General features: G+C 63.9%; 26 protein-coding genes. 20 read left to right on the plus strand and 6 right to left on the minus strand.

Features of this window, described 5'->3' with window-relative positions; translation table 11 throughout:
* Window positions 1-104: 104 nt before the first annotated feature.
* The 6 genes from CQ017_RS15570 (at window position 105) to CQ017_RS15595 (ending at window position 7,290) form a co-directional block, all read left to right on the plus strand.
* Window positions 105-1,322, plus strand: a complete 1,218-nt coding sequence (locus tag CQ017_RS15570) for a sarcosine oxidase subunit beta family protein (RefSeq protein ID WP_096286670.1) — start codon at window positions 105-107, stop codon at window positions 1,320-1,322.
* 16 nt (window positions 1,323-1,338) lie between these two features.
* Window positions 1,339-1,638 carry a sarcosine oxidase subunit delta gene (locus tag CQ017_RS15575; RefSeq protein ID WP_105554468.1) on the plus strand — a complete coding sequence of 100 codons (300 nt, stop codon included), beginning with the start codon at window positions 1,339-1,341 and terminating at the stop codon, window positions 1,636-1,638.
* Complete coding sequence (locus CQ017_RS15580) at window positions 1,635-4,544, plus strand: sarcosine oxidase subunit alpha family protein (RefSeq protein WP_105554469.1); 2,910 nt, start codon at window positions 1,635-1,637, stop codon at window positions 4,542-4,544. Before CQ017_RS15575 ends, CQ017_RS15580 begins: the two co-directional genes overlap by 4 nt.
* Window positions 4,537-5,157 carry a sarcosine oxidase subunit gamma family protein gene (gene soxG, locus CQ017_RS15585; protein ID WP_105554470.1) on the plus strand — a complete coding sequence of 207 codons (621 nt, stop codon included), beginning with the start codon at window positions 4,537-4,539 and terminating at the stop codon, window positions 5,155-5,157. The genes CQ017_RS15580 and soxG overlap by 8 nt, the downstream gene beginning before the upstream one ends.
* 182 nt (window positions 5,158-5,339) lie before the next feature.
* On the plus strand, window positions 5,340-5,831 hold the full coding sequence (locus tag CQ017_RS15590) for a universal stress protein (protein ID WP_181148614.1): 492 nt from the start codon (window positions 5,340-5,342) through the stop codon (window positions 5,829-5,831).
* A gap of 58 nt (window positions 5,832-5,889) precedes the next feature.
* Complete coding sequence (locus CQ017_RS15595; protein WP_105554472.1) at window positions 5,890-7,290, plus strand: mycothione reductase; 1,401 nt, start codon at window positions 5,890-5,892, stop codon at window positions 7,288-7,290.
* Here the strand turns inward: CQ017_RS15595 and CQ017_RS15600 are convergent.
* Both CQ017_RS15600 and CQ017_RS15605 read right to left on the minus strand, forming a co-directional pair.
* Window positions 7,287-7,610, minus strand: coding sequence for a CHY zinc finger protein (locus CQ017_RS15600; protein WP_181148613.1), 324 nt, complete (start codon window positions 7,608-7,610; stop codon window positions 7,287-7,289). The genes CQ017_RS15595 and CQ017_RS15600 overlap by 4 nt on opposite strands.
* 25 nt (window positions 7,611-7,635) lie before the next feature.
* Window positions 7,636-8,115 carry a hypothetical protein gene (locus CQ017_RS15605; RefSeq protein WP_146112510.1) on the minus strand — a complete coding sequence of 160 codons (480 nt, stop codon included), beginning with the start codon at window positions 8,113-8,115 and terminating at the stop codon, window positions 7,636-7,638.
* Between the two features lie 268 nt (window positions 8,116-8,383).
* Between CQ017_RS15605 and CQ017_RS15610 the strand changes: the two genes are divergently transcribed.
* The 4 genes from CQ017_RS15610 to CQ017_RS15625 all read left to right on the plus strand — a co-directional run bounded on the left by CQ017_RS15610 (window position 8,384) and on the right by CQ017_RS15625 (window position 12,665).
* Window positions 8,384-9,754, plus strand: coding sequence for an MFS transporter (locus CQ017_RS15610; protein ID WP_308727267.1), 1,371 nt, complete (start codon window positions 8,384-8,386; stop codon window positions 9,752-9,754).
* A gap of 273 nt (window positions 9,755-10,027) precedes the next feature.
* Window positions 10,028-11,464, plus strand: coding sequence for an HNH endonuclease signature motif containing protein (locus CQ017_RS15615; RefSeq protein ID WP_181148612.1), 1,437 nt, complete (start codon window positions 10,028-10,030; stop codon window positions 11,462-11,464).
* Window positions 11,465-11,635: 171 nt separating this feature from the next.
* Entirely contained in the window at window positions 11,636-12,109 is a 474-nt protein-coding gene (locus CQ017_RS18190) for a hypothetical protein (RefSeq protein ID WP_181150571.1), read from the plus strand.
* Window positions 12,110-12,116: 7 nt separating this feature from the next.
* Window positions 12,117-12,665 (plus strand): CGNR zinc finger domain-containing protein, encoded by a 549-nt coding sequence (locus tag CQ017_RS15625; RefSeq protein ID WP_105554476.1) that lies wholly within the window; start codon window positions 12,117-12,119, stop codon window positions 12,663-12,665.
* Window positions 12,666-12,731: 66 nt separating this feature from the next.
* Here the strand turns inward: CQ017_RS15625 and CQ017_RS15630 are convergent, their stop codons facing one another.
* Window positions 12,732-13,643 carry a LysR family transcriptional regulator gene (locus CQ017_RS15630; protein ID WP_146112511.1) on the minus strand — a complete coding sequence of 304 codons (912 nt, stop codon included), beginning with the start codon at window positions 13,641-13,643 and terminating at the stop codon, window positions 12,732-12,734.
* 125 nt (window positions 13,644-13,768) lie between these two features.
* On the opposite strand from CQ017_RS15630, the gene mmsB reads away from it, so the two are divergent.
* From mmsB to CQ017_RS15675, 9 genes are all read left to right on the plus strand, one after another.
* On the plus strand, window positions 13,769-14,698 hold the full coding sequence (mmsB, locus tag CQ017_RS15635; RefSeq protein WP_105554478.1) for a 3-hydroxyisobutyrate dehydrogenase: 930 nt from the start codon (window positions 13,769-13,771) through the stop codon (window positions 14,696-14,698).
* A 4-nt stretch (window positions 14,699-14,702) separates the two neighbouring features.
* Window positions 14,703-15,827, plus strand: coding sequence for an alcohol dehydrogenase catalytic domain-containing protein (locus tag CQ017_RS15640; protein ID WP_105554479.1), 1,125 nt, complete (start codon window positions 14,703-14,705; stop codon window positions 15,825-15,827).
* A gap of 41 nt (window positions 15,828-15,868) precedes the next feature.
* Complete coding sequence (locus tag CQ017_RS15645) at window positions 15,869-16,060, plus strand: hypothetical protein (protein WP_105554480.1); 192 nt, start codon at window positions 15,869-15,871, stop codon at window positions 16,058-16,060.
* Complete coding sequence (locus CQ017_RS15650; protein WP_105554481.1) at window positions 16,057-17,208, plus strand: ROK family transcriptional regulator; 1,152 nt, start codon at window positions 16,057-16,059, stop codon at window positions 17,206-17,208. The genes CQ017_RS15645 and CQ017_RS15650 overlap by 4 nt, the downstream gene beginning before the upstream one ends.
* 111 nt (window positions 17,209-17,319) lie before the next feature.
* Window positions 17,320-18,129, plus strand: coding sequence for a polyphosphate--glucose phosphotransferase (gene ppgK, locus CQ017_RS15655; protein ID WP_105554482.1), 810 nt, complete (start codon window positions 17,320-17,322; stop codon window positions 18,127-18,129).
* A gap of 6 nt (window positions 18,130-18,135) precedes the next feature.
* Window positions 18,136-18,951, plus strand: a complete 816-nt coding sequence (locus tag CQ017_RS15660; protein ID WP_105554483.1) for a Cof-type HAD-IIB family hydrolase — start codon at window positions 18,136-18,138, stop codon at window positions 18,949-18,951.
* A 54-nt stretch (window positions 18,952-19,005) separates the two neighbouring features.
* Window positions 19,006-19,902 (plus strand): IS5 family transposase, encoded by an 897-nt coding sequence (locus tag CQ017_RS15665; RefSeq protein ID WP_105554484.1) that lies wholly within the window; start codon window positions 19,006-19,008, stop codon window positions 19,900-19,902.
* Window positions 19,903-20,091: 189 nt separating this feature from the next.
* Window positions 20,092-20,490 carry an SgcJ/EcaC family oxidoreductase gene (locus tag CQ017_RS15670; protein WP_181148610.1) on the plus strand — a complete coding sequence of 133 codons (399 nt, stop codon included), beginning with the start codon at window positions 20,092-20,094 and terminating at the stop codon, window positions 20,488-20,490.
* A complete protein-coding gene (locus tag CQ017_RS15675) occupies window positions 20,487-20,921 on the plus strand; it encodes a MarR family transcriptional regulator (RefSeq protein ID WP_105554486.1) in 435 nt (144 codons plus the stop codon). Before CQ017_RS15670 ends, CQ017_RS15675 begins: the two co-directional genes overlap by 4 nt.
* A 454-nt stretch (window positions 20,922-21,375) precedes the next feature.
* Here the strand turns inward: CQ017_RS15675 and CQ017_RS15680 are convergent, their stop codons facing one another.
* Genes CQ017_RS15680 through CQ017_RS15690 form a run of 3 tightly spaced genes read right to left on the minus strand, consistent with a single transcriptional unit; the run spans window position 21,376 to window position 24,096 of the window.
* Window positions 21,376-22,602: an amidohydrolase gene (locus CQ017_RS15680; protein WP_181150572.1), complete on the minus strand. Its 1,227-nt coding sequence runs from the start codon at window positions 22,600-22,602 to the stop codon at window positions 21,376-21,378.
* Between the two features lie 11 nt (window positions 22,603-22,613).
* The gene (locus tag CQ017_RS15685; RefSeq protein WP_105554487.1) at window positions 22,614-23,333 is read right to left on the minus strand and encodes a hypothetical protein; all 720 of its coding nucleotides are present in this window, start codon (window positions 23,331-23,333) and stop codon (window positions 22,614-22,616) included.
* Between the two features lie 22 nt (window positions 23,334-23,355).
* A complete protein-coding gene (locus CQ017_RS15690; RefSeq protein WP_105554488.1) occupies window positions 23,356-24,096 on the minus strand; it encodes a DUF5058 family protein in 741 nt (246 codons plus the stop codon).
* A 219-nt stretch (window positions 24,097-24,315) separates the two neighbouring features.
* On the opposite strand from CQ017_RS15690, the gene CQ017_RS15695 reads away from it, so the two are divergent.
* The gene (locus CQ017_RS15695; protein WP_105554489.1) at window positions 24,316-25,770 is read left to right on the plus strand and encodes an amidase; all 1,455 of its coding nucleotides are present in this window, start codon (window positions 24,316-24,318) and stop codon (window positions 25,768-25,770) included.
* Window positions 25,771-25,784: the final 14 nt, after the last annotated feature.

Raw genomic sequence — 25,784 nt, forward strand, 5'->3', positions numbered from 1 at the left:
GCTGATGGTAATGCTGGTGTGTTGCCGGAGTTGAAGCAGCGTGTGCTGGATCTGGCGCAGGCTCACCCGCTCTACCCAAACCTGCAGAAGATTGGAGCATAATCATGGCTGACCTGCTTCCCGAGCACCCAGAATTTCTCTGGAATAACCCGGACCCGAAAAAGTCCTACGATGCGGTGATCGTCGGCGGCGGCGGGCACGGACTGGCGACCGCCTACTACCTGGCCAAGAACCACGGCATGACAAATATCGCCGTCCTTGAAAAGGGCTGGCTGGCCGGCGGAAATATGGCCCGCAACACCACCATCATCCGTTCGAACTACCTGTGGGACGAATCCGCAGGCATCTACGAGCACTCCCTGAAGCTCTGGGAGCAGCTGCCCGAGGAACTGGAATACGACTTCCTCTTCTCCCAGCGCGGAGTGATGAACCTGGCCCACACCCTGGGAGATGTGCGCGAATCGGTACGCCGCGTGGAGGCGAATAAGCTCAACGGAGTGGACGCCGAATGGCTGAGCCCGGAACAGGTCAAGGAAGCCTGCCCGATCATCAACATTTCCGACGACATCCGCTACCCGATCATGGGCGCCACCTACCAGCCCCGTGCCGGCATCGCCAAGCATGACCACGTTGCCTGGGCCTTCGCCCGCAAGTGCAACGAGCTGGGCGTGGACCTGATCCAGAACTGCGAAGTCACCGGAATCCTCAAGGACGGCAACAAGGTCACCGGAGTGAAGACCAACCGCGGCACCATTCTCGCCGGCAAGGTCGCCCTCGCGGGCGCCGGCCACTCCTCGGTGCTGGCCGAAATGGCCGGCGTCGACCTGCCGATCCAGTCCCACCCGCTGCAGGCACTGGTCTCCGAACTCTTCGAACCGGTGCACCCGACGGTGGTCATGTCCAACCACATCCACGTCTACGTCTCGCAGGCGCATAAGGGCGAACTGGTGATGGGCGCGGGCATCGACTCCTACAACGGCTACGGCCAGCGCGGTGCCTTCCACGTGATCCAGGAGCAGATGGCGGCCTCCGTGGAGCTCTTCCCGATCTTCGCCCGAGCCCACGTGCTGCGCACCTGGGGCGGCATTGTGGACACCACCATGGATGCCTCGCCGATCATCTCCAAGACCCAGGTCGAGAACCTCTACGTCAACTGCGGCTGGGGAACCGGCGGCTTCAAGGGCACCCCGGGTGCCGGCTGGACCTTCGCGCACACCATCGCCAACGACGAGCCGCACAAGCTGAACAAGCCGTTCGCGCTGGAACGCTTCGAAACCGGCTACCTCATCGACGAACACGGCGCCGCAGCCGTGGCCCACTAAGAAAGGGAACCAACTCATGATGCTGATTGACTGCCCGAACTGCGGGCCACGCAACGAAACCGAATTCAAATTCGGCGGCCAGGCGCACGTCGCCTACCCGGACGACCCGCAGGCGCTGAGCGATAAGGAATGGGCGCAGTACCTGTTCTACCGCAAGAATCCCCGAGGCATCAACGCCGAACGCTGGGTGCACGCCGCCGGGTGCCGCAAATGGTTCAACGCCCTGCGCGACACCGTCACATACGAATTCAAGGCAATCTACGGCGCCGGCGAAGCCCGCCCGGAACTGCAAAACACCGAGGGAGGCACCCGATGAGCACCACCGATTCATACCGTCTGGACGCTGCGCAGGCAGTCGACGCCCGGGTGGACTACGCGCAGCCGCTCGACGTGAAGCTGAACGGCCAGCCGCTGTCCGCGTTGCGCGGGGATACCCTGGCCAGCGCGATGCTGGCCTCCGGCATCCGCCGGGTGGGCGACTCGCTGTACCTGAATCGCCCGCGCGGCATCTTCGCCGCCGGGGTGGAGGAGCCCAACGCGCTGGTCCACATCCACGCGCGGCACAGCGACGACGTGGACGAGTCGATGCTCGCCGCCCCGGTGGTTCCCGCCGCCCAGGGGCTGTCCGCCCGCACCCTGTCGGGCCTGGGCACCATGGACCCGCGCAAGGACGAGGCCTACTACGACCACGCGCATGTGCACACCGACGTGCTGGTGGTCGGCTCCGGTCCGGCAGGCCTGGCCGCCGCCCGCGAGGCCGCCCGCAGCGGGGCGCGGGTGATGCTGCTCGATGAGCGCGCCGAAGCCGGCGGACGGCTGCTCGACGCGCCGGACGAACAGATCGACGGGATCGACTCCTGCCAGTGGATCGCCCAGGTCACCGCCGAGCTTGAGGCCGCAGAGGAGACCACCCACCTGCAGCACACCACGGCGCTGGGCAGCTACGACTCGAACTACGTGATCGCCGTGCAGCGCCGCACCGCGCATCTGGACGATGCGCCGGCTCCGGGGGTTTCGCGCGAACGCGTCTGGCATATCCGTGCCGGGCAGGTGGTGCTCGCCACCGGCGCCCACGAGCGTCCGCTGGTCTTCGAGAACAACGACCGCCCGGGCATTATGCTCGCCGGCGCCGTGCGCTCCTACCTGAACCGCTACGGGGTGCGCGCCGGCGCGCAGATCCTCGTGGCCACCACCAACGACTCGGTCTACCCGCTGGTCACCGAGCTGGCCGCCAGCGGCGGGGTCGTCGCGGTCGTCGACGCCCGCGAAAACGTCTCGGTGGCTGCCGCCGAGGCGGTCGGCGCCGGGGTGCACGTGATCACCGGCTCGGTGGTCGTGGATACCGAGGCGGGCGCCAACGGCGAGCTGTCGGCCGTCTGGGTCGCCAGCCTGGATGCGCAGAACAACATCGGCGCCGCGCAGCGCCTGGCCGCGGACACGCTGGCCATCTCCGGCGGCTTCAACCCGGTGGTGCACCTGCACTCCCAGCGCCAGGGCAAGCTCGCCTGGGATTCCACCGTGCACGCGTTCCTGCCCGCGGCACCCGTCGCCAACCAGCACCTCGCCGGTTCGCTCACCGGCCGCTTCGACACCGCCGGCGCGCTGGCCGGGGGCGCCGCCGCAGGTGCCGCGGCGGCCACCGCCGCCGGCTTCGCGACGATCGCCCGCGTGCCCGAAGCCATCGAGGTGGCCCTGGGCGAAACCCGCCCGGTCTGGCTGATCCCCTCGCGCCAGGGCGAGGACGCGGTGCACTACAAGCACCACTTCGTGGACCTGCAGCGCGACCAGACCGTGGCCGAGGTGCTGCGCTCCACCGGAGCGGGCATGCGCTCGGTGGAACATGTGAAGCGCTACACCTCGATCTCCACCGCCAACGACCAGGGCAAGACCTCCGGGGTGGCAGCCATCGGCGTGATCGCCGCGGTGCTGGGCATCGAAAACCCGGCCGAGATCGGCACCACCACCTTCCGCGCCCCCTACACCCCGGTCTCCTTTGTCGCCCTCGCCGGGCGGAACCGCGGCCAGCTGCTGGACCCGGCCCGCATCACCGCCATGCACCCCTGGCACCTGGCCCAAGGCGCCGCGTTCGAGGACGTCGGGCAGTGGAAGCGCCCCTGGTACTACCCGCAGGCGGGCGAGGACATGGACGCGGCGGTCTACCGCGAATGCGCCGCGGTGCGCGACTCGGTGGGCATGCTGGACGCCAGCACGCTGGGCAAGATCGAGATCCGCGGGGCGGACGCGGCCGAATTCCTGAACCGCATCTACACCAACGGCTACACCAAGCTGAAGGTCGGCATGGGCCGCTACGGGGTCATGTGCCACGCGGACGGGATGATCTTCGACGACGGGGTGACCCTGCGCCTGGCGCAGGACCGCTTCTTGATGCACACCACCACCGGCGGCGCCGCGGAGGTGCTGGACTGGCTGGAGGAGTGGCTGCAGACCGAATGGCCGGAGCTGGATGTCGTGTGCACCTCGGTCACCGAGCAGCTGGCCACCGTCGCGGTGGTCGGGCCGAAGTCCCGCGCGGTGATCTCCAAGCTTGCCCCGGAACTGGACGTGTCCAACGAGGCGTTCAAGTTCATGGCCTTCGTGGACACCACGCTGGAAAACGGCACCCCGGCACGGATCAGCCGGATCTCCTTCTCCGGAGAACTCGCCTTCGAGATCGCGGTGCCGAGCTGGTACGGGCTGGGCACCTGGGAGGCCGTCTACGCGGCCGGCGAGGAATTCAACATCACCCCGTACGGCACCGAAACCATGCACGTGCTGCGCGCCGAAAAGGGCTTCATCATCGTCGGGCAGGACACCGACGGCACGGTGACCCCGCAGGACGCGGCCATGGGCTGGGTGGTCTCGAAGCTGAAGGATTTCGTGGGAAACCGCTCCTTCAACCGCGATGACAACCAGCGCGCGGACCGCAAGCAGCTGGTCTCCGTGCTGCCGGTGGACAAGACCCTGCGCCTGCCCGAAGGCACCGCGCTGGTCGGAGCCGGAACCCCGGTCACCCCGGCCGACGGCCCGGTCCCGATGGAAGGCTGGGTCACCAGCTCCTACAACTCGCCCGCGCTGGGCCGAACCTTCGGCCTGGCCCTGATCAAGAACGGCTTCAACCGCATCGGTGAAGTCCTCAAGGCCCCCGTCGGCGACCAGCTGGTCGACGTCGAGGTCTGCGAAACCGTACTCTACGACCCGGAAGGCAGCCGCCGAGATGGCTAAGCACAGCGTGATCGAACCAACCACCGACCTGCGCCGCTCCCCGGCCGCGCACCTGGCCGAGGCGATGGCCCAGGCCTCCGTCGCCGGGACGCGCGCCGTCGCATTGCGCGAGATTGCGCTGGCCAGCGCGGTGTCGCTGCGCGCGGTTCCCGGCAGCGCCGGGCATCAGGCGCTCGCCGAGGCCACCGGCGTGGGCTTGCCGACCGGCGTCGGCGAGGTCGCCGGGAGCGTAGCCGGCACCGCGGTGCTCTGGCTCGGGCCGGACGAATTCATGGCCTTCAACGCCGCCGGACAGGAGCTCACCGAGCCGCTGGACTCCGCCCTGGGTCAGGCGCCGGGCCAGGTGATCGACCTTTCGGCGAACCGTGCGGTGCTGGAGCTGCGCGGTGCCGGGGCCACCTTGGTGCTGCGCAAGAGCTGCCCGGCCGATCTGCATCCGCGGGCCTTCGCGGTCAACCAGGCGATCACCACCACGGTAGCGAATGTGCCGATCCTGCTCTGGCGCACCGCGGAGAACAGCTGGTATGTGATGCCGCGCGCCTCGTTCACCGAACATGTGGTGCACTGGATGATCGACGCGATGGCCGAGTTCGCCGCGGACCCGGTCAGCTAGGCACAGCACGTTCGACAGTAGCAGGGCACCTGGCGGGCCGGTCCATTTTCGGGCCGGCCCGCCGGTGTCCGGCGGCAAAAATTTGCGGACAAGACTCCGGCGCGCTGGCATACTGGGATTAGCGACGCAATCTCGTTGCGGCGGATGGGAATCCGCACTCGGCACGATCCGTGGGAGTCATGATGACCGAGCGTATTTTGTTAGTTGGGGTTGAACCGGGACAGTCGCCGACGGTCCTCGAAGCCGTCATCGAGCTGGCCGAGGCCACGGGCGCGAAGATCATGTGCCTCTATGCGGACTCCGGCCGTTTTGTCACCGAACGCCTGCCCACCGGGGAAATTGTCGAAGACACCACTTTCGATGGGGATGAGCAGTTCCAGCAGGATTTCTCCGCGGCGCTCGCCGAACAGCTTTCGCAGGCCTTCGCCGGGACGAAGGTCAGCTGGGCGGCGCGCACCGTCGCCGGCGATCCGGCCAAGGCGTTGATGCGGGTGGCCGATGAGCTCAACGCGCAGCTGATCGCCATCGGCACCCGGCGTCCGGGGCTGCGCAGCCGGATGGAAGAACTCATGGACGGATCGATCGCCGTCGCGCTGGCCCATCGCCAGTCCCGTCCGGTGCTCGTCGTCCCGCAGGTTCCCGGATTCTTCGAGGCGCAGTCCGCGAGGTCATGAAGCTTCGCCCGGAGGCGAAAATAGCTCTGCGGAACCGCCGCTGGCCTACGATGAAGCCATGACTCGGCGCAACGTAGATCTCGCAATCATTGGCTCAGGTTCCGGCAACTCGCTGATTACCGACTACTGGGACGACAAGCAGGTAGCCATCGCCGAGGGGTCGACCTTCGGCGGCACCTGCCTGAACGTGGGCTGCATCCCGACGAAGATGTTCGTCCGCCCCGCCCATCTGGCCCGCGGCATCGAAGAGGCGGCCCGGCTCGGGGTGCAGCTGGCCGTGGAGAAGGTCGACTGGCTCGCCATCCGCGATCGGATCTTCGGGCGCATCGACCCGATCTCCGCCGGCGGGGAGGACTACCGCAAGCGGCTGGAGCACGTCGAGCTCATCTCCCAGTTCGTCACGCTGCGCGAGGGCAAGACCCTGCGGGCCGAAGACGGCACCGAGATCACCGCCGAGCAGCTGGTCATCGCCGCCGGATCCCGCCCCACCCTGCCCGCGCTGGAAGGCATCAACCTGGACGGGGTGCACACCTCGGACACCATCATGCGCCTGGCGCAGCTTCCCGAACGGCTGGTCATCATCGGCGGCGGCTACATCGCCTGCGAGTTCGCCGCCATCTTCTCCGCCCTGGGCTCCGAGGTCATCCAGCTGGTGCGCTCCGGGGCGCTGATGCGCCACCTGGATGCCGAGATCAGCGAGGCCTATAACGCGGAGGCGACCGCCCATTGGCAGGTGCGCTATCACACCGAAGCCCGCGCGCTGCGCCCGGCCGACTCCGGGCTGGACGTGGAGCTCGGGGGAGAAACGCTGCGTGCCGACGCGGTGCTCGTGGCCATCGGCCGCACCCCGAATACGGATCTGATCGGCGCGCGGGAAGCCGGCCTGGATCTGCACGAGGACGGCCGGCTGCAGGTGGATGAATACCAGCGGGTGCTGCGCGGCGGGCAGCCGGTGGTTGGCACCTACGCGCTAGGGGACATCAGCTCCGAAACGCAGCTGAAGCATGTGGCGAACTACGAGGCGCGGCTCGTCGCCCACAACCTGGAGCATCCCGGAGAGTTGCGCAAGAACTCCGACCGTGCGGTCCCGGCAGCGGTGTTCACCCATCCGGAACTTGCCACCATCGGGCTCACCGAGGAAGAAGCGCGCGCGCAGCTCGGCGCGGAGCACCTCACCGTGAAGACGCAGAAATTCGGGGACACCGCCTATGGCTGGGCGATGGAGGATCGCACCGGACTATTCAAGGTGCTCGCCGACAAGCGCACCGGCCAGCTGGTGGGTGCCCACGCCATGGGGCCGGAGGCCTCGAACCTCATCCAGCCGGTGATTATGGCGATGAACCTGGGCATCGATGCGCACACCGCGGCCACCGGCCAGTACTGGATCCATCCGGCGCTGATGGAGGTCGTGGAAAATGCCCTGCTCGGATTGGACGTCCCGGACTCGGGGCTGCTCTAGACCTCGAAATACAGTTCCAGGTGCAGCTTGCACCCGGGGTTGAAGAGCGCGGCGCAGGCGGGGCAGGTACTCGCGCCCAAATATTGCGTGATGCTCAGCTGGGCCTTGCAGACCCCGCAGAGCACCGCCGGTTCGCCGAAGCGCTCGGCCGGCCAGAGCCGTACCTGGTGCCCGGCAACTTCCGCGTGGCACAGGTGGCACGGATAGTACTGTCCGCAGCAGAAGTGCTTGATGGCGATGACATCGAAGTCCTGATGGTAGTGGGCGCAGCGCGTTTGCGGGTCGACCTCGACCCCGAGGACTGCGGGTGTATCGCTCATTTGTGCTCCTTATCCATCACGTAGCCTACTCATCGACGAACACCGTGACCCAAATTTTGGAGTCCTTCTCGGCGGTAATTTCTATTCGTTGCTCCGTGGGCCGGGCGCCTACCGGTGCGCTCATGCTGCTTGCGCCCTGGGTGGTGCACCCTCCGGTGGCCGAGCTACTGCCGTGGTTCGTGAGCTGCAACTCCCAATCACCGCTTCCGGTGCAGAGCACCGCAGCGCCTAGCTGCGTGTGCTCATCGGGAAGAGAAGCAACGTCGACAGTGATGCTTCCGCTGCCGGTGGCTTGGGCAATGATCGCTGCCTTCGGATTGGTTGAGGATAACGCAGCTTGCTGTTGGCCGAACATTGCGCCATCGCTCTCATCGCTGCCTACGGGCTGGTCAGCGGAAGCTTCTGGTGTCGGGTCGATCTCTGATGCATCCCCGGTGCAACTAGCCAATGAGAAAGCCAGTGCCGCTAGCAGGGTGACGACAGGCAAAGTTTTTATCATCCTCATGGGAAAATCATAGGTCTCTTCGACTGTCTGCGCTACAGCGGCTCTGGAACTGCTCGGCGCGGCAAACAGCCGGCGCTCGCCGGCAGATCGCGGCACCGCATCCCCGCCCGACCCGAAGCCGTTGTGCATTGATGCACGCTCAATGTGCGAAAGAGGAGCCCGTATTGGCGTGCTGACACCTACCTTCCAAGTGTGATCTAGGACATACTCGTGATTGATCATCACAGGTGGGGTTCGAAATCGAATCTCTTGGCTGGAAGGAAAACCATTGGTATCCGAAACCTCAACCAAGGCCGAACGCAAGGGGCTGCGCCGCGTCGTCTCCGCTTCCATGGCCGGCACCGTCGTGGAATGGTACGAATTCTTCCTTTATGCCACCGCCGCGACGCTGGTCTTCAACAAGGTCTTTTTCCCCGAATCGGCCAACGAGCTGGATAACATCATCAAGGCGTTTCTGACCTACGCGGTCGGTTTTGTCGCCCGCCCGATCGGCGGCATCGTCTTCGGCCACTTCGGCGACAAATACGGACGAAAGCACCTCTTGCAGATCGCGATCGTGCTGGTCGGCGCGACTACCTTCCTCATGGGTTGCCTGCCGACCTTCGACGCGATCGGCTACGCGGCACCGATCCTGCTGATCGTGCTGCGCTTCCTGCAGGGCTTCGCCGTCGGCGGCGAGTGGGGCGGCGCGGTCTTGCTGGTGGCCGAACATGCGCCGAACAAGGAGCGCGGCTTCTGGTCCTCATGGCCGCAGGCGGCGGTGCCGATCGGCAACCTGCTGGCCACCATCGTGCTGCTGGTGCTCTCCTCCACACTCAGTGAGGAAGCCTTCCTCGCCTGGGGTTGGCGTGTGGGCTTCTGGCTTTCGGTAGTGATCGTGGTCGTCGGCTACTACATCCGCACCCGTGTCTCGGACGCCCCGATCTTCCAGGAGGCCAAGGCCGAGCTGGAACAGAACGCGGCAGCCGGATACGGCGTCAAAGAGGTCTTCCGCCGCTACCCGCGTGGGGTGTTCACGGCCATGGGCCTGCGCTTCGGGGAGAACATCATGTACTACATGGTGGTGACCTTCTCCATCACCTACATGGCCACCCAACTGAAGATGGATACCTCCACGATTCTCGGGTTGATGCTGCTCGCGCACATCTTCCATGCGGTCCTAGTGCCGCTGGTCGGCAGGATGACCGACACCCGTGGGCGCCGACCGGTCTATGCCACCGGGGTGATCCTGATGGCCTTCTGGGGCGTGATCGCCTTCCCGCTGTTCAATACCGCAAACGACTTCGTGATCCTGTTGACCATCACCGGTGGCTTGGCCGTGCACGCATTGATGTATGCCGGTCAGCCGGCGATCATGGCAGAAATGTTCCCCACCCGCATGCGCTACTCCGGTGTCTCGCTGGGCTATCAGGTCACCTCGATCGTCGCCGGGTCGATGGCGCCGATTATCGCCACCTTCCTGCTGAAGGTCTATGGTTCTTGGGTGCCGGTGGCCGGTTACATCGTCTTCGCCGCGCTTGTCACCATGGTGGCCGTCTACTTCATGAAGGAGACGAAGGGGATTAGCCTGGCCGCTATCGACGAGCAGGACCGCATCGACACCGGGCTGCTCAACGAGGCGGTAAAGGTCAAAAAATAGGCAGAAGAACGCGGCCGGCTCCGCGCAGGGGCCGGCCGTTGCCATGCCACGATGAGGTTCTAGCAATCGTTGCCGCATCGCAGAGCAGCAGCGGAAGTGAACCTGATTCGCCACTCAATACTTTTCCACATTGGGCTAAAACCCCGCTCAAACAGTCCGTAGCCCGCGAGATCATTGAACATGGGACTACAAGAGATATTTCAGAGCGACGATGATACCCATCGTCTCCCGCTGAACCCGCCAGGACACCGGGTTGCTTCCCATCCTGACGGGTTGTTGACCTCCTTGGTTGAGCATGAGAAGTATTTCAGCCAGATCGCGGCGCTGGCCGCCGAACTCTACAACCTGCCGCCGTTGCAGGATCCGGGCTCAGGGCTGGTGCGGCTGCAGAAGCTCGCGAGGCTGCGGCGCATGCTCGACGCGGCCGAGGCGGTGACTCTTTCGGACTCGGTGGAACTGGTCGCCCAGGTCGTGGCCGAAAACAGCAGTGCGGATCCGAAGACGGAAACCGAGCAGCAACGCCGTGAGCGGATCAGCGCGAACTACTACGGCGTGGACCCGGCCGCCGAGCAGATCATCCGTTCGAACTTCATCGCCGAAGCCGCCGTGGCGTTGCGTGAGTCCGAGGAGAAGGTCCGCGGGAAGCTGTTCATTGCCGACGGGCTGCGCCATTTGTGCACGGACACGCTGGATGCTTTGGCTGCCGGGGAGATCACCACGAAGGCGGCGGGGGATATCGTGAAGCAGGCTCAGGATTTGGGGTCCGCCGATATCCGGCGGATGGAGCATGTGCTGTTGCCGATGGCGAAAACCGCGTCGGATGCGGCCGTGAGCCAGCGTGCTCGGCGGATGCATGACCGGATGAACCCCGAATCGGCGCAGGAGCGCCATGAGGCGGCGAAGGAGTCCCGGGCGTTGACGCATTGGAGTGAAGCGGACGGGATGGCGGCGTTGAAGTTGCGTGCTCCGGCGGCGGATATTATTTCCATGGTCAACACGGTGAAGTATTTCGCGAGGCATGATGTGGATCCTGACGATTCCCGTACCCAGGGGCAGCGGGAGGCTGATATTTTCCGTGATGCCCTGCTCGATGGGTGGCCGGCAACGGGTGGGACGCCGTTGAAAACGCGGGTGGCGTTGACTATCCCGGCGGTGGAGACCTTGGCGGATCCCAAGCGGGCGTTGGCGGATTTGGAAGGGTATGGGCCGATCCCGGTGGGCACGGCCTTGGCGTTGGCGAAGGACGCTCCGTCGATGCTGCGGGTGCTGACCGATCCGTGGACCGGGGCCGCGATCGATGTGGGGCGGCAGAAGTATCGTCCTTCGCAGGCGTTGAAGGATTTGTTGCGGGTGCGGGAGGTGCATTGCTGCTTCCCGGGGTGCCGGCGTACCGCGGAGACTTCGGAGATTGATCATGTGGAGGATTGGGCCAAGGGCGGGCACACGGATCGGAGTAATACGAAGTTGCTCTGCAAGCGGCATCAGATGTTGAAACACGCGTTGGGGTGGCAGTCGATTTACCGCCCTGATGGGTCGGTGGGTTGGCGGACTCCTCATGGGTTGGTCTGTCTGGAGTTGCCGGGCAGCGTTCAGGTGGTGCAGAACTTCGATCACGTTCATGACCGGACTCCGGTGCGGGAGGTGGGGCTGACTGATCGGGTGCGTCGGGTGTTGGGTTGGGTTGATCCGCCGGATCGGATTGCTAGCTAGTTGCGTTGCTGGGTTGTTGGGTGAGTGATTTTTTCATTCACCGCCGCTAGATCACATTACCTATCTGATACTTGTTTACCGGTTGCCGGGGGCGCGGTGTTCTTGGTGCCGGCTACTGGTCTGCGTGGCGTGTGTCTTGGTGGCTGGTCGCTGGTCGGGTTTGGTGGCTGAGTGAAGAATATTCTCAGTCAGTCGGTGCCCTGGTTCGTGCGGCGCGAGGCAGATTTGCTGATCGAGTGGGCTGGCCGTGCGTGGGTGACTGAAAAATTTATTCATCTGTGTTCGGGCGCCAAGTTCGTGGATGGTGGTCCGGTTGCCGCGAAACGGCAGCCCGGTCTGCGGGTGCTCGGACCGCTGTTCGGCAGAGGAGAGAAACCGTCAGTTGCTCCTCTGCCTCACATTGCTCGATGCCCGATCTGGCAGGGGGCGCAGCTCGGCGCTCAGCGGCGTTGGTACGAGGTTCGTTTGGTTCTGGATGTCCACTCGCCGCACTCCACATTCAATGCAACGCACGTAGATGACATAGCCGATCGAAGTAGGGTGCTTGGACTCGCTGATCCAGCTGTGCTCGTGGGTGCCGACGAGCGACGTGTTTTGCTGAGTTTTGATGTTCTGTTCAATGTGCATACTACTACCATGATGTAATGGTCTTATGCATCTCAACCCTTACGGAGAATATGCGGTTCTGCTAGCTGCCTCGCTCGCCTCGTCCTGGCCGGAAGACCGTGCCGGAATCGTCTCTCGCGCACGGGAATTCGGAATGACAGTTCCCTTTCCCGAGGAAACGGGGGACTACATTGCGGTTCGCCGTGTCATCGACGACTGGCTGACCGTGGTGGATGCACCAGACCCGCAAGAGCGTGCGCGCATCCTCAATGAGCACATGGCCACCGCCTCTGCGTATCCGCGGCTTACCGACCACGATGATGAAGGGTGGCATCTGCACTATCGGGATGCCGACGCGCGCGCCTTGCCCCACGTGCTCTCGGCTGTTTTCAGCGTGGGCACCGCCTTGCATCTCACGACCCGTGGGATGCATCGCCTGCACCGCTGCGCTGCGGGATCGACGCCGGGGGATCCCTGCACGGCGGTAGTGGCCGATGTGACGCGCAACGGCAGGCAGCAGTATTGCTCGGTGCGCTGCGCGAACCGGGCGGCTGTCCGCAGACACCGTGCCCGAGCAACGGCGGGCAGCGACTAGTGCGGACTGGCAGCAAGCGAGGGGCGACGGGTTCGCGGCCGCCCTCCGCCTAGGCAGTGCACCGGTTCAGCAGGGGAAGGGCGGGATGAACCAGGTGCCATGTGCGGCGGCATCGTTCAGCGCACGCACCGTCGCCTGAACCGCCTTGTTGCGCAGCGCCTCCTCGCGGCCCACCAGCCAGTATTCCGAGGTGTAGGAGAACCGATCGTGCAACACCGGCACCAGGTTCGGGTACTGCTCGGAGAGGAAGACCGGCAGCAGGCCGAGTCCGGCGTGGTTCATCGTCGCGGCGAATTGCACGGCGATGCTGGTGGAGGACACCGAACGGCGCATCGGGGGAAATAGGCTGGTCGCGTCGTCGAGCTTGTCCACGGTCAGCGCGGTGTCGATGTAGTAGTTCAGGTAGTGCTCGCGCAGATCTTCCAATGCGGTGGGGGTGCCGCGGCGCTCCAGATATTCGGCGGTGGCGTAGAGCCGCAGTTCATAGTCCATCAGCTTCGAGGACACCGCGCGGCGCACATGCGGTTCGCCGATGACGATCTCCAGGTCCATGCCGGTGCGTGTCTGCCGCGCCCGGGTGGTTTCCGAAACGATCTCGAATACCAGCTGCGGGTGCTCTTCGTGGAGCCTGGCCAGCGCCGGGGCGGCCAGGTGGGCGCTGAACGCGTCGGGCGCGGCGACCCGCACATGCCCGGTGAGCTGTCCGGTGTCCTCCTCGGTGCCAATCGCCGCCACCGCCTGTTCGATGGCCTCGGCGGAAATCATTGCGCGCCGGCCCAGATCGGTCAGCTCCCAGCCGTTCGGCGTGCGGGTGAGCAGCTGTCCGCCCATGGCTCTCTGCAGCGCGGCGATGCGCCGGGAGATCGTCGAATGGTTGACCCCGAGCACGCTCGCGGCAGCGGTGTAGCGGCCCAGGCGCGCCACCGTCAAGAAGGCGATCAGGGATTCGAGGTGGCGGTAATCGATCTGGCGGTCCATCCATACAGTGTGCACCAGCGCACAGCAGCGTTGCAATAATGACCTTTCCTTGTGCGTTGAGGTTGTGATCCGCCGCACCTACGCTGGGAATTAGTTAGGTCAACAAGGCTACGGAGGGTACGGCAATGAGCGTTTACGCATGGATCGGCTTGGGCAATATGGGTGCTCCGATGAGCGGGAACCTGGTGCGTGCAGGGCATACGGTGCGCGGTTATGACCTGAACGCCGAGGCCTGTGCCGCGGCCGAGACGGCCGGCGTGCAGATCGCGGCCAGCATCGCCGAGGCGATGGCCGGCGCCGACGCGGTATTCACCATGCTGCCCAAGGGCGAGCATGTCCGTGCGGTGTACGAGGCGCCCGAGGGGGTGTGGGCCAACGCCACGAGCGATATGCTGCTGCTCGATTCCTCCACCGTGGATATCGAATCCTCCCGGGCGCTGCACGAGGGCAGCGCGCAACGCGGCCTGGACTTCGTCGATGCGCCGGTCTCCGGCGGGATCTCCGGGGCGGCGGCCGGCACGCTCGCCTTCATGCTCGGCGGCCGGGCCGAACTGATGGACCGGGCGGTGCAGCTGATCTCCCCGATGTCGGCCAAGACCATCGTCGCCGGCGGACCGACCTCCGGGATCGCGGCGAAAATCTGCAATAACATGATGCTGTTCATCGACCTGATGGCCAGCGCCGAAGGCTCCCAGCTGGCCGAGCGCCTGGGGCTTGATCCGAAGGTGTTCTGGGAGATTGCCTCGGTCTCCTCGGGGCGTTCCTGGGCGCAGCAGACCTGGTACCCGGTGCCCGAAGTGATCGACACGGCGGCGGCGAACAACAATTTCGAGGCGACCTTCCGCGTGGATCTGGCCCGCAAGGACGTGGGCCTGGCGCTGGACGCCGGGGCGCTGACCGGGATCGACCTGCCGGCCGCCACACTGGCCCGGGAGCACTTCGACAGGCTCATCGCCGAAGGCCTGGCGGACAAGGACTGCTCGCTGATCGTGAAGAATCTGGTGCCCGACGGAGTGGTGCGCGGCTACACCCCGCAGGTCAGCGTGGGGCGGTAACGCAATGCGCAGCATCCGGGCCGCCGTCCTTCAGCAGTCGGGGGCCGCACGCCCCTACGCGCAGAGCAAGCCGCTGCGGGTTACCGAGGTGCAGCTGGCCGAACCCGGGCCCGGCGAGGTGCTGGTGCGCATCGAGGCTGCCGGGTTATGCCATTCGGACCTGTCGGTGATCGACGGCAACCGGCCCCGCCCGCTGCCGATGGTGCTCGGCCATGAGAGCGCCGGACTGATCGAGGCGCTCGGCGCGGGAGTCAGCGACCTGCACGTGGGCCAGCGGGTGGTCTCGGTCTTCCTGCCGCGCTGCGAAAACTGCGCCGCCTGCGCCACCGGCGGCAAGCTGCCCTGCACGGCCGGCAGTGCGAGCAATGCCTCCGGCACCTTGCTCAGCGGTGCGCGCAGGCTCGCGGCCGAGGGCCAACCGCTGCACCATCACCTGGGCGTTTCGGCCTTCGCCAGCCACGCGGTGCTGGACCGCCGCTCGGTGGTGCCGGTCGGCGCAGACGTGCCGCCGGCGGTGGCGGCGGTGCTCGGCTGCGCGGTGCTCACCGGGGGAGGCGCGGTACTCAACGCGGGCCGGCCGGTGCAGGGCCAATCCCTGATGGTGCTGGGCCTGGGCGGAGTGGGCATGGCGGCGCTGCTGGTAGCCATCGCCCATACCGCCGGCTGGACGCGCCCGGCCCGGCTGATCGCGGTGGACATGAATCGCGATAAGCTCCAGCGCGCCCTGGAGCTCGGGGCCACCGAGGCGCTCACCCCGGATCAGGCCGCGGATAGGGGGATCACCGCAGACGTGGTGATCGAGGCCGCTGGCCACCCAAAGGCGTTTGAATCCGCGGTACGCGCCACGTCAATCGGCGGCACGCTGGTGACCGTGGGGCTCCCGGCTCCCGGAGCGCTGGCCGAAATCGAACCGCTCGCGCTGACCAGCGGCGCGCGCACCCTCATCGGTTCCTACCTCGGCTCGGCCATCCCCGCCCGGGATATTCCCTACTATGAACAGCTCTGGCGCGACGGGCTGCTGCCGGTCGAGGAACTGCTCACCGGCCAGCGCCCGCTGAGTGAAATCAATTTGGCCTTCGACGAGCTCGCCGATGGGAGCACCATCCGCCAGCTGATCGCCTTCGACTGACCGCGTCGGACGAGGTCGCCAGCCGTGATAGTTTAGCGATTATGTCCGTGAAGAATGACCCGCCCGCCTTGCCGAACCTGCGTGAGGCCGGTGGGATTCCCGCCACCGGGGGAAGCATCCGGCCCGGGCTGCTTTTCCGCCGCGCCGCCTCCCTCGGCGATTACCTGCTCGCCCACGGCTTGAGCGTCCGGCAAATTGAACGGCTCGGGGCTCGGCTGGTGGGCAGCCGGTGAGCACCCCCGCGCCAAGCACCGGACCGCGCGCCCTGGCCACGCTGACCGATAGGCAGATCTTCGATTATCTGTGCCTGCACCAGCCCGCCACGCGCACCGATATGTCCGATTTCTTGGGCCTGTCCAAACCCACCGCTTCCCAGGGGATCTTGCGCCTCCAGGAGAACGGCCTGGTCAGCTCCGTAGCGGCCGAATACGATCCGAAGGCCGCGGTCCGGCGCGGACGCGCCCCGGAGAGCTACGGAATCAACCAGGATTTTGGCCATCTGCTCGGGCTGAGCCTGGAAGCCGGCACGCTGCTGGGCCGCACCACCGATCTGTCCGGCCGGACCGTGGCCGACGCGCACCTTGCGGTACCCATCGAGGCCAGCGCCGCGGCGGTGCAGCAGCTGGCCGCGGGCATGGTGCACGAACTATGCGCCGCCAGCCCCGGGAGCACCCTGCGCGCGGCACTGTCGCAAAGTTCGCCGGTGCAGCGCGCCGGAGAGCGGAGCACGGCGCTGCCCACCCCGGTTTTCGCCGGTTCCTCGGCCTCTTTGGCGCCGGTGGTGCACGAGCTGACCGGGGCCCCGACCAGCTTGGACAATGACGTGAACTGGATGGCGCAGGCGCAGATCGCACTCGATGCGGGCCGTGCTGCCCAATCCTTCGTGCTGCTCTACGTGGGTCCCGGTATCGGCACGGCCTTGGTGATCGACTCCAAGGTGCATCGCGGCGCCAGCGGCACCGCCGGCGAGCTGAGCGGGCAGCGCTTCGCGGAACACACGTTCCTGGAGCGCTTGAGCCATGCCGGGCTGACCGAGGCGGACAGCTCCCGGGTGGATTGCGCCCGGCTGCTGCGGGCGCTGCGTGGGGAAGAGCCGGCCGATGATCTGGTCGCCGGGCTCACCGAGCTGCTGGCCGAGGTGCTGGGCAATCTGCTGGCATTTTTCGATCCGCACCGCTTTGTGCTCTGCGGTCCGCTGGCCCCCTTCGAGTCCTTCACCTTTGCGCTGCAAAGCGCATTGGCGCGTAGGATGGGGCCGGGGAGAACCGTGTTTGAGATCAGCACGCTGGGCGAGGATGCGGCACTGCACGGGGCTTTGCATGGGGCGAGGTCCAGGTATCTGGCGCAGCTTTGGTCAAGTTACCGGGCAGAAGGCGTCTAGGCATTGACTGCGAAGCTCGCCGCTAGCTATTGTAAAGAGTCCTTAATATAGTTTCTGGTTTGCTTGCCGTGCGATACCCCACGGCCTGAACCTCTTGCAGGGGAGTACCTGATGGCAACATCTGACGCATCGGCAGCTGAGTCGCAGTACGCTGCCATCGGCCTTGACATGGGCGGCTCATCGATCAAATACGCCTTGGTCGACGCCGCCGGAAAGCTCGTGGAGAGCACCTTCGGCCAGGCCACCACGCCGGACGGCGCCCACCCGGACGCCGTGGCCCAGGTGATGTCGGAGATTATCGGCGAGCTGCAGCGGCTCACCGGCGAAGAGCTGGACGGTATCCCCGCCGGCGTCACCGTGCCCGGCGTGGTGATCGACGGGGTAGTGCATACCGCCGCGAATATCGACGAGGCCTGGATCGGGCTGGACGCCACGGCGATGCTGGGCCAGGTGCTGGGCCGCGAAGTTTCCGTGCTCAACGACGCGGACGCGGCGGGCATGGCCGAGGTGTACGCCGGCGCCGGCTCCCAGGACGGCCGGCCGATCAAGGGCAGCACCCTGTTGCTGACCTTGGGCACCGGCATCGGATCGGCGTTCTTCCGCGACGGGGTGCTCTTCCCGAATGTGGAGTTCGGGCACCTGGAGATCGACGGATTCAACGCGGAGAGCAAGGCCGCCGCCCGGGTGATGCGCGAAGAGAACCTCAATTGGGAGCAGTACATCGCGCGCCTGCAGCGCTACCTGTCCCACGTCGAATTCCTCTGCAGCCCGGATTTGATCGTCATCGGCGGCGCGATCTCCGAAGACCATGAGCAGTTCTTGCCGCAACTGAAGCTGCGGGCCAAACTCGTGCCGGCAGAATACAACAACGCCGCCGGGGTGCTGGGCGCCGCGCATCGCGCTTTGCACTCGGGCACTTAGGAACCTATGCATACCATTGACCCGAACGCCCAAATCAAGCTCGTCGCCGTTGACATGGACGGCACCTTCTTGGACGGTGAGGGGCAAATCCCCGAGGCGGCCTGGGCCGTGATCGACGAACTGCAGGGGCAGGGCATCAGCTTTGTCCCGGCCTCCGGGCGGCAGTTCGCCACGCTGCGCGAACAGTTCGCGCAATTGGGCGAAATCGCCATCATCGCCGAGAACGGCACCGTGGTGATGCACGGCGAGAACGAGATCTACTCGAACATCATCGCCGGAACATCGGTCGCCGCGGTGATCGCCGCGGTCCGCGCCCAGGAACAGCTGGATGCCGGACTGGTGCTCTGCGGCCGGCGCACCGCCTATGTGGAACGCAGCGACGCGGCCTTCACCGCCGCGATCGCCCCGTACTACCGTGCGGTGCAGGTCGTCGAGGACCTGACTCAGGTGCAGGACGAGATCATCAAGATGGCGGTGAACGTGGGCACCGGCGCGGTGCAGGAGATGGCCGCGGCCCTGGAAGTTCCGCTGCAGGTGGTGATCTCCGGAAGCCATTGGGTCGATGCCATGAACCATGGGGTGCACAAGGGCCTTGCGCTCAATGCGCTGCAGGAAAAACTCGGCGTCGGGGCCGATGAAACGGCCGTCTTCGGCGACTACCCGAACGATCTGGAAATGATCAAGGCCGCCACCTATTCCTTCGCCATGGCCAACGCCCACCCGGTGGTGGCCGCCGCGGCGAACTTCACCGCCCCGGCGAATACCGAGCACGGGGTGCTGCAGGTTCTGCGCGCCTACCTACAAGGGCGCAGCGAGCTCTGAAACGCTAGGGCGTGTCTTATAAAGGTTGAGCGGTCTGGCTGAGACTCTGGAGGGGTGTCGCGCTTCCAGCTCCTCTCCGATGATCAGTGGGCGTTGATCGCGCCGGTCCTTCCGTCCCGAACGGGCCGCCAGGGCCGCCCGTTCTCGGACGCGCGGGCGATCGTGGAGGGCATCATCTACCGATACCGGTGCGGGATTGCGTGGCGCGACCTGCCGCGAGAGTTCGGCCCATGGCAGACCGTGTGGCGGTGGCACCGCAACCTCGCCGGCGACGGCACCTGGGACCAGATCCATCAGGGGCTGCTGGCCGCCGCTGATCGGGACGGGAAGATCGGCTGGACGGTGTCGGTGGACTCGTCGATTGCCCGTGCGCATCAGCACGCGACCAATGTCACGCGCCCCACAGGGGCTGGATTGAATTACACGGATCCGGCCGTCGAGCAGCCTGATCACGCGGTCGGACGCTCCCGCGGCGGGCTGTCGACGAAGATCCACCAGCTTGTCGACGACCATGGGCTCCCGATGGTGGTCGCCGTTGCGCCCGGCCAGTCCGGCGATGCGCCCGCGTTACTGCCACTGCTATCCAGGCTCCGTGTCGCGCGCCCACTCGGGCGTCCCCGCACGCGTCCCGACGCGGTCCGTGGAGACAAGGCGTACTCCTCCCGCGCAATCCGCGCCCACCTGCGCGATCGCGGGATCCGCGCCGTGATCCCGCAACCGCGCGATCAGCAGGCTCACCGCAAACGACGCGGGTCGCGCGGCGGGCGCCCTCTTGGCTTCGACGCAGTCGAATACAAGGGGCGCAACGTCGTGGAGCGGCGCTTCAGTGATGTGAAGCAGTGGCGTGGGCTCGCGACGCGCTACGACAAGCTCGCGATCGTGTTCCGCGCCGCCGTGGTGCTCAACGCGGTGATCGCCTGGACCCAGCGATGTTTACAAGCCATGTCCTAGAGAGCGCGATCGACCACTGAGCTTCACATTGGAACGACGACCCCCAACCGTTCATGTGGACTGAGACCGTCGAGGACATCATGATCAAGATCACACGAGCACGAGCCACCCCCAGCGATGCATCACACCACTTGAATGCTTCATGCGCGTGAACTACTATGGAGACAACTACTCGGGAGGATGACGGAAATGGATACACCTGAAGCATGCTTGGACCGCATCCGCGATGCATGGAACAACGCAGATGCCGAGGCGTACGGTGCCGAGTTCGAAGAGGATGCGACTTACGTGGCCTGGTCCGGCGAGCTGCAGCACGGCCGCCAGCGAATCGTCGAGGGCCACGCGGAGATTTTCTCGAAGTGGCTCGATGGAAAGAAGATGCGGGTGACGCCGATCCGGAAGGTGCAGCTTTCGGAGACCTCGGCAGTGTTCACCACCGTCGGCGGCTTAGGTGCCGAGGATACGCCTCACGACAAGTTTCAGACGTTCACGTTCGTACGTCGTGGACAGCGGTGGTTCTGTACCGCCTACCAGAACACCAAGATGGATGAGTCGGCAAAGGTAATGTTCAACGCTCCGCACCTATGACCGACGACGCAAATCTCGCTGCGCTGTTCGTGCAAGTCTCGGACCGGGTGCGCAGCGTTCGCCGCGGTGATCTGGCGGTCCTCGACGCAGCGTCGGTGACGGCAACCCAGGCGATCCTGCTTGATCGAGTGGCGCGCGGCGCGGCATCGACTCCCTCGACGATCGCTTTCTCGCTCGGGCTGTCACAACCTTCTGCGACGCAGATGATCGATCGTCTGGAAACTGCGGGCTACCTACGCCGTACTAAGAGTCCCGTCGACCGGCGGAGCAAGACGATCACTGTCACTGCGAAGACCAGAGCCCTGTTGGAGCGGCTCGCGCGCGCGCGCTACAACGATGCCGAGGCTGAGATGACCGCACTGTCGCCGGCGACCCGCCAGGCGTTGGCTCATGCGCTCAGCGCGGCACTCGATGAGCTCGCCTTGCGGTGAGAACCGAGAACCAGCCTTCGAACATGTTCAGTCACGACGCGAACTGAATCGCTCTGAGTTTCGTCCCTATCGGGTTCCCTATCCAGCGAGCGTTCGCTGGGCTGATTCGGTCGCGGCGCTCATACCGAGCAGGCCGAGGCGGCATGCCGCACCGCGGACATCAGGTTCGGTCGACCGCCGCTCGCGCGCGCTTCATCGAGCATCCGGAGGGCGCGCTCGCGCATCTCGGGAGAGCATCTCTGGTTCGGTTCCATCCTTGCATGAAGAACGGAACGAAACCCAGGGCGGTTCACTCCGACAAGCTCGCGATCGTGTTCCGCGCCGCGGTGGTGCTCAACGCGGTCATCGCCTGGTCCCAGCAATGTTTGTGAGACACGCCCTAGCTGCCTGAGTAGCGGGAATCCCCCGGGGGCGAAGCCTGAGCTAACAGTCCCCGGGGGATTCCGGACGATCCCTATCTGGCCAGGTAATGACCAATCCCGGCCGTTGCCGCACGTACGCCGGTTGCCAGCGTTGGTTCGTAGTCCGGTAGGAAATACGGCGAGTGGTTGACTGGAAAATCGCCTGTGCGCGGCAAAAATCCGCCGAAAAACCAATATACGTACGGAACGGCTATTTCATCCCCTAGCGCGCCGAAATCTTCCGATCCCATAGCCGGGGGCAGCTCTGCTACTTGGTCGGCACCCAACTCTGCAGTCAGTGCCTGCTTGATTCGTTCGGTGTGTTCCGGATCGTTGTGAAGTTTCGGGAATGAATTGAGCTTCACGATTTCAGGAATTGGTGCATTGGAAGCGGCGGCTTCTGCCTCGACTATTCGTTTTACTCCGCTGAGGATCTTGGAGCGTGCGCTGTCGTCGAGGGTGCGGATATTCAGCGTGAATTCGGCGTGATCGGGAATGATATTTTCCTTCAGACCCGCGTGGAAGGTGCCGCAGGTAACTACGGCGGGCGTTTGTGGATGCAGCTCTCGGGATACTAGACCCTGCAAGCGCGTGATCGTATGCGCTCCAAGCAGGATCGGATCAATAGAGTCCTGCGGCATAGAACCGTGTGACTGCTTACCGCGCAAGGTAACTTTTAGCGAATCAGCCATGGCCATGGCCGGTCCGCTAGTGATTCCAATGGAACCGGCGGCAAACGGAAAGACGTGCTGGCCCAGTATTACTTCTGGTCGCGGTGCCTTGTCCCAAAGTCCGTCGTCCAGCATGGCTCGGGCTCCGGCGCTTGTTTCCTCACCGGGCTGGAAGATCCAGACGATGGTACCGCTCCAAGCGTCGGTCTGTTCGGACAACAGAGCAGCTGACGTCAGAGCGGCAGTCACATGCGTGTCATGTCCGCAGCCATGCATAACAGGGACTTCGGTGCCGTCTGCCAACGTGCCGCGAACACTGGAAGCGTAGTCGGCGCCGGTATCCTCCGCGATAGGAAGGCCGTCGGTATCGGCCCGGAACCCGATGACAGGCCCCTCACCATTGCGCTGGATCCCGACTACACCGGTTCCACCGCACGCGAAGTTCTCGATACCTAGTGCATCGAGCTGTTGCGAGATGTAGGCTGCCGTCCGATGTTCCTGCATGGAGAGTTCCGGGTTGGCATGCAGATGACGATACATCTCGTGCATGGCCGAGGTTTGCTCGCTATCTAGAGTTGTGCTGAGCGAGGCGGTAATTTCGTGGTTCATGGGGGATCCTTTTAGTCTTCGGGGCTTGCATGGACAGTCCGGCGATTCCGGAAAATCCAGGAAAATATGATGGAAGATACTACAACCAGAGCGGTAGCGAACAGCGCCAGCGAAGGCACCAGAGGAATGACAGCGAAATACATGATTAGTGAAAGCAGGATTGCGATCAGGGTTGGTCGTGGTTGCTTCATTGCAACTATCGCTTGAACTAGGACTGCACCCATCAGCGACGGCAGGATGTAGATGCGGGCAACTTCGATCATTTCGGTTGGAATGACCGAAATCATCCAAGAACCGAAGAAGCCGACAAAGACCAGCAAGCTGGTCAGATGGACAGTGGCAGCCCCGCAAATCGCCATGACGGCGGCCAAATCCCCACGCCGTGTTCCTGGCTTGGCATCGATTGAGGATTGGGCCACAATGGCCGCCGGCAGCAGCTTGTTGGAGATGTTGCCAATCATGAAAGCTTGATACATAGCAGCTGAGCCGAGGATGGGGAAGTAGGTCAGCGGCTCCACAAACCAGAAGACCCCGAAGGTGGCGGCCACAGCCGCGAATGCCACCCAGATCATTGCTGGGCTGATCTCAAGATCGGTGAACAGCACGAGATAGGCCGGGCCCAGCAGCGAGAAGAGCAATCCAGCCGTCATGGTGATAGAGCCATAACGTGTGGTTTGCTTCTCGAAACGGGCCATCGAGGCATCAGCGTTATTTAAAGTCGGTGTGCTCATCACTTAATTCCTTTCACATTTTCTATGCGGTGTGCATCAGGTAGCCGGCGGTGATCGAGATGAGGATCGCAAAACCCAAAGACCATTCCTTGAGCCACTTGGCATTCAGTGTTTTGGCGAGGAAGAGGAATAGGGCCATTGATGTCGCGGAGATTAGGACCAGCATCATATGGATATTGGATTTGGGGATTTCGGCGATGGTCAGCATGCTGAAGGCGCCGAGTAGTGCGGCGCTGGGAATCAACGCCATGGCAGCGGGATTGCGTTTTGCCAGGGACTTTCCACCACGCTTCAGTATCGGGGTGAGCAGCAGAGTGCATAGCATCCACATGCCACCAGACAAGCTCATGGCTATAAAGGCGACGGCAAAAACCTGTTGGGTATACGTATCGCCGCCCAGCATCGACCCCATGGACTGCGCAGCGAGGTTGGCGCTCGCCGTTTCAGTTGATGCCGAACCGATTAGCCCAATGCGTACCAGTACGGCAGGCGTTCCGAACAGGGCTAGTAGAGCGATGGCGACCAGCACAACCGAAAGCGATGGGCCTATGGATGCGACAGCGCCAGCGCGGAAGGCCTCTTTAACTTCGCGCAGCGGCATGTCGACATGTGGAGCAGCCGCCTTGGTGGCTTTGACGTAGAGAATCGTCTGAATAAAGATAACGGCGAAGACACCCAGAGCGCATATCCATAGAAAAGGGATATTGGCTATGGCCCAGATGTCGGTCGAACCTGGATTTCCTGCTGAAAGTGGTAGGCCCATGGGACTCTCCTAAATTTCGCATCAACTTTGTGATGTGGATCTCATGAAATAAATAGTGCCCTGCGCGTCTGGTTGCGGCAAGGAACTGGAGAAATCGCCAAATAAGTGGCCGGATCCTGCAAAACTCACTATTTTTAGCACCCCTATTCCCCATGTCGCCACTAGCGAGTGAGGATTGTGGCATACGTCGCACGACTGTTGATGTCTGAAAGGTTTGTCATGAATGAGATCCAGCGGCTCAGCGCTGTAGAGCTGACCAATAAAATTCGAAGCCGAGAATTATCTGCCCGCGAGGCCCTTCAAAGCCATATGCAGGCAATCGAAGCTGTCAACGCACAGGTCAATGCCGTTGTCACCACTGACTTCGATCGCGCGTCGACCTTGGCTGCTACCGCCGACGAGATTACCGCTCGCAATGGGGAAGTTGGTGTGCTGCATGGCTTGCCGATGACGCATAAGGATACGTTCAATACGGCAGGATTGGTCTCCACTCAGGGTTCATTGGCACTGCAGCACTACGTTCCAGAACATGATGACTTGCAGATCGCCAGGCTGGCTGGGGCCGGAGCCATCCGAACTGGCAAAACCAATGTTCCAGAATTTGGAGCCGGTTCGCACACTTTTAATGAAGTTTTCGGTACGACCACTAATCCGTTTGCCCCGGATCGATCCGCTGGCGGTTCATCCGGCGGCGTGGCAGCAGCGGTTGCGGCTCGCATCCAGCCACTTGGCGACGGATCCGACATGGGCGGTTCACTGCGCATTCCAGCTAGCTTCTGCAATGTTGTTGGGTTCCGGCCCTCGTACGGTGTGATTCCAATGGAATCGCCGTCCAACGCATACTCGTGGCTAGCTCGCTCAGGACCGATCGCGCGCACTGTGGAAGATATCGCGCTATTTATGCGCTCTAGCGCGGGGGACACCGCACTTCCTACGCCAAATACGCTCAAGGCAGAGGATTTTGTTGCCCCAACGCCAAATTTGCGTGGGGTGCGCATTGGATACAGCTTCGATTTTGGTATCGGAGTGCCAGTTGAGCCAGAAATCATCGAAGTCCTTAAATCCCAGTTATCCGTATTCGAAGCCGCTGGTGCCATCGTGGAACAAGGGTGCATAGATTTCACGGATGCCGATGAGGTCTTCGGAAATACCCGAGCGTTTGATTTCGCGACGAACCTAGGTGAACTCGTACGCAGCAAGGAATCACTTATCAAGCCAGAAGTGATCTGGAATGTGCAAAAAGGGTGGGCGCTGGACGGCGAATCAATGATTTCCACGGTTGCTGCGCGTACGCGGCTGGAACAAGCCGTCCAGGCTTATTTCTCCAGATATGACCTGTTCCTTTCACCTGCCGCGCAGGTCCTGCCGTTTGATGCCGCTATCCGCTGGCCTGAACAAATTGCGGGAACTCAGGCTGAAACTTATCTTGATTGGATGCGCTCCGCCTGCTTGCTCTCGGCCACCGGGCTTCCGGTGATTTCGATGCCTGGAGGATTCACTAAATCCGGGCTTCCAGTCGGCTGGCAACTGGCTGCCAATCACTATCAAGACGTCAACTTGCTTAATTGGGCCGCCGGATATGAAGAACAAGCGCCCTTCGCAGCAACGGCGCCCCTGCTTGCGACCAACCCGCAATCTGTGTTGGCCAATCCGGTCCGAACGATCAGCGCATAGTTGGAAAGGTAGCG

Origin of the sequence: Arthrobacter sp. MYb224, assembly GCF_002975455.1 — a bacterium.
Lineage (GTDB): Bacteria > Actinomycetota > Actinomycetes > Actinomycetales > Micrococcaceae > Glutamicibacter.

Coding starts and splice junctions, on each gene's coding strand:
- CQ017_RS15570 (WP_096286670.1), top strand. CDS start 105: ATGGCTGACCTGCTTCCCGAGCACCCAGAATTTCTCTGGAATAACCCG.
- CQ017_RS15575 (WP_105554468.1), top strand. CDS start 1,339: ATGATGCTGATTGACTGCCCGAACTGCGGGCCACGCAACGAAACCGAA.
- CQ017_RS15580 (WP_105554469.1), top strand. CDS start 1,635: ATGAGCACCACCGATTCATACCGTCTGGACGCTGCGCAGGCAGTCGAC.
- soxG (WP_105554470.1), top strand. CDS start 4,537: ATGGCTAAGCACAGCGTGATCGAACCAACCACCGACCTGCGCCGCTCC.
- CQ017_RS15590 (WP_181148614.1), top strand. CDS start 5,340: ATGACCGAGCGTATTTTGTTAGTTGGGGTTGAACCGGGACAGTCGCCG.
- CQ017_RS15595 (WP_105554472.1), top strand. CDS start 5,890: ATGACTCGGCGCAACGTAGATCTCGCAATCATTGGCTCAGGTTCCGGC.
- CQ017_RS15600 (WP_181148613.1), bottom strand. CDS start 7,610: ATGAGCGATACACCCGCAGTCCTCGGGGTCGAGGTCGACCCGCAAACG.
- CQ017_RS15605 (WP_146112510.1), bottom strand. CDS start 8,115: ATGAGGATGATAAAAACTTTGCCTGTCGTCACCCTGCTAGCGGCACTG.
- CQ017_RS15625 (WP_105554476.1), top strand. CDS start 12,117: ATGCATCTCAACCCTTACGGAGAATATGCGGTTCTGCTAGCTGCCTCG.
- CQ017_RS15630 (WP_146112511.1), bottom strand. CDS start 13,643: ATGGACCGCCAGATCGATTACCGCCACCTCGAATCCCTGATCGCCTTC.
- mmsB (WP_105554478.1), top strand. CDS start 13,769: ATGAGCGTTTACGCATGGATCGGCTTGGGCAATATGGGTGCTCCGATG.
- CQ017_RS15640 (WP_105554479.1), top strand. CDS start 14,703: ATGCGCAGCATCCGGGCCGCCGTCCTTCAGCAGTCGGGGGCCGCACGC.
- CQ017_RS15645 (WP_105554480.1), top strand. CDS start 15,869: ATGTCCGTGAAGAATGACCCGCCCGCCTTGCCGAACCTGCGTGAGGCC.
- ppgK (WP_105554482.1), top strand. CDS start 17,320: ATGGCAACATCTGACGCATCGGCAGCTGAGTCGCAGTACGCTGCCATC.
- CQ017_RS15660 (WP_105554483.1), top strand. CDS start 18,136: ATGCATACCATTGACCCGAACGCCCAAATCAAGCTCGTCGCCGTTGAC.
- CQ017_RS15670 (WP_181148610.1), top strand. CDS start 20,092: ATGGATACACCTGAAGCATGCTTGGACCGCATCCGCGATGCATGGAAC.
- CQ017_RS15675 (WP_105554486.1), top strand. CDS start 20,487: ATGACCGACGACGCAAATCTCGCTGCGCTGTTCGTGCAAGTCTCGGAC.
- CQ017_RS15680 (WP_181150572.1), bottom strand. CDS start 22,602: ATGAACCACGAAATTACCGCCTCGCTCAGCACAACTCTAGATAGCGAG.
- CQ017_RS15685 (WP_105554487.1), bottom strand. CDS start 23,333: ATGAGCACACCGACTTTAAATAACGCTGATGCCTCGATGGCCCGTTTC.
- CQ017_RS15690 (WP_105554488.1), bottom strand. CDS start 24,096: ATGGGCCTACCACTTTCAGCAGGAAATCCAGGTTCGACCGACATCTGG.
- CQ017_RS15695 (WP_105554489.1), top strand. CDS start 24,316: ATGAATGAGATCCAGCGGCTCAGCGCTGTAGAGCTGACCAATAAAATT.